The organism is Paenisporosarcina sp. TG20 (assembly GCF_000286315.1).
GTDB lineage: Bacteria > Bacillota > Bacilli > Bacillales_A > Planococcaceae > Paenisporosarcina.
This window is the reverse complement of sequence record NZ_ALJG01000093.1, coordinates 1-2,455: the sequence shown is the minus strand read 5'-3', so window position 1 is coordinate 2,455 and position 2,455 is coordinate 1. Positions and strand designations below refer to the sequence as shown.

General features: G+C 38.7%; 3 protein-coding genes. 2 read left to right on the top strand and 1 reads right to left on the bottom strand.

Annotated elements, in window-relative coordinates; translation table 11 throughout:
- Positions 1–37 precede the first annotated feature (37 nt).
- A complete protein-coding gene (locus tag B371_RS0100695; protein WP_050995765.1) occupies positions 38–781 on the top strand; it encodes an enoyl-CoA hydratase-related protein in 744 nt (247 codons plus the stop codon).
- Positions 782–871: 90 nt separating this feature from the next.
- A complete protein-coding gene (gene paaX, locus B371_RS0100690) occupies positions 872–1,750 on the top strand; it encodes a phenylacetic acid degradation operon negative regulatory protein PaaX (protein ID WP_019412427.1) in 879 nt (292 codons plus the stop codon).
- Between the two features lie 281 nt (positions 1,751–2,031).
- Here paaX and B371_RS0100685 read toward each other — a convergent pair whose 3' ends face one another.
- A complete protein-coding gene (locus B371_RS0100685; protein ID WP_019412426.1) occupies positions 2,032–2,439 on the bottom strand; it encodes a gamma carbonic anhydrase family protein in 408 nt (135 codons plus the stop codon).
- Positions 2,440–2,455: the final 16 nt, after the last annotated feature.

The following is a 2,455-nucleotide window of genomic DNA, read 5'->3' as shown; positions in this document are numbered from 1 at the left end:
TTTTTTATGCAACGCTAGTGATAGAAAGCAAAACAACATTGCCTATGTGACCATTAACCGAGAAGAATCATTGAACTGCTTTAATTACCAAACTCTCCACGAGCTTAAGGAAGTGACAGACTCGATTTCTCTTGATCTAGAAGTGAAAGTGGTCATTTTTACTGGAGCAGGAGATAAATCATTTAGTGCCGGGGCTGATTTGAAAGAACGGAAAAATTTAAATGAAACTGAGGTTCGGAGAAATGTGAAAGAAATCAGAGACGTATTCAGTAGCATTGCAAGTCTCCCTCAGCCAACAATTGCCGCAGTGAACGGCTATGCGTTTGGAGGAGGTTTTGAATTGATGATTGCATGTGATTTCTCAATCGCAGCAGAAGGAGTGAAAATGGGTCTGACTGAAACGAGTTGGGCAATCATTCCAGGTGCTGGAGGAACGCAGCGTCTCCCTAGACTTATTGGAGAGATGAAGGCGAAGGAGCTGATCTTCACGGCTAGAAAATTCACAGCAGAAGAAGGTTTGGATCTTGGAGTCTTATTGAAAGTAGTAAGGAAAGAAAATCTTCTTGGTGCCTGTGAACAGCTTGCCTTCAATATCATGAAAAATGGTCCAGTTGCGATTACGCAAGCAAAATATGCGATTACGCAGGGGATGAACACTGACTTGCATACTGGACTCTCAATTGAATTGAAAGCTTACGAATTAACAATTCCAACCAGAGATCGAATGGAAGCGCTCCATGCATTCAGTGAAAAAAGAAGCCCGATATTCAAAGGGAATTAATTTTCCTTTTAGCGATATAACGATATAATGAAAGAAGTGATGTATCGTGATACATTGTCAATAGGCAAAAAGAAGAAAGAGTGAGTATACATGGCGAATACACAATCAATGATTTTCACAATATATGGCGACTATATTCGTCATTACGGAAACAAGATTTGGATTGGGAGTTTAATTCATTTATTGAAAGAGTTTGGTCATAATGAACAATCTGTTCGTGTAGCAGTTTCTAGAATGATGAAGCAAGGATGGCTTGAGTCCGAGAAAAATGGGAATAAAAGCTATTATTTCATGACCGCTCGTGGAGAAGCTCGAATTGAAGAGGCAGCAATCCGTATTTTCAAATTGATGCCGAACGATTGGGACGGTAAATGGCGTATTCTTATGTATACAATTCCAGAAGAAAAAAGGCAAATTCGCGATGAACTTCGTAAAGAGCTTTTATGGAGTGGTTTCGGTAGCTTTTCAAATGGGTGTTGGATTTCACCTAATAATCTTGAAAAAGAAGTGAATCTCCTCATCGAGAAGTACGATATACACTCTTATGTAGATTTCTTCGTATCCGAATATAAAGGCCCACAAGAAGACAGAGCACTAGTTGAAAAAAGCTGGCCCCTTCAAGAGGTTGCTGATAGATACCAAGAATTCATATCAACGTATAGCAACCAATTCATTGTCCATCACAGCATGATAAATAAAGGACAAATGTCGAATGCAGAGTGTTTCGTCGAACGGACAAACCTCGTTCATGAATATCGAAAGTTCTTATTTTCTGATCCTGGGTTACCTAAAGAATTGCTACCGGAAATATGGAACGGAAATCATGCTGCTCTTTTGTTCGAGCAATATTATAAGTTGCTTGCACAATCGGCTAGTCAGTTTTTTGAAATGGTTTTCCAAGAAGGCAATGACATGCGAAGGAAAGACAAGATGTATGATGCAGATAATCATCCCTTTATAATCGACTGAAATTTTTTGAAATTCTCCAGTTTCTTTATATTAAAAGGGGCTGTCTAATAAGTCCTAAAATAAAACAGGTGTATTTATTTTTAAAGTTTCGTTGTATATACCCGTTGATTTAAAAACACACTTAATAGATTGCAGTGAAAGGCGACGACTCCAGTGGGAAAAGCCTGTTCGGTAAGACCCAGCAGGAAAGTGCATTGCATTGCATCGCTAGCTTCGAAACATGAAAGTACGTTGTAACGGAAAATCAACAGCGTCATATATAAAGAGGGCAGCCCTTTTAATTAGTCGTTTTCTTTATTCGAAAATATTTCCCGATAATCGTATCCTTTTTGAACGTATGTATCAATGGATAGTTGAATCATTTCAAGATCTTTGTCATTCAATTCCCTGACTACTTTACCTGGAGAACCAACAACTAGCGATCTAGGTGGAATTTTCTTGCCAGGGGGAATTAATGTATTGGCACCGATAATGCATTCTTCACCAATTTCTGCATGATCAAGAATCGTTGAACCCATATCGATAATCGAGCGTTTTCCAACTTTACAACCATGTAGAATGACATTGTGTCCAATTGTAACTTCATCTTCAATAACAACAGGAGCATCTTCATATAAGTGAATAGTCGAGTTGTCCTGGATGCTACATCTTTTACCAATAGAGATTAATCCTTCATCTCCTCCTGACAACTCCCACAGCTAAAGC

What these genes read in the sequence shown, in the direction of transcription:
- paaX (WP_019412427.1), top strand. Translation starts at nt 872, where the DNA reads ATGGCGAATACACAATCAATGATTTTCACAATATATGGCGACTATATT.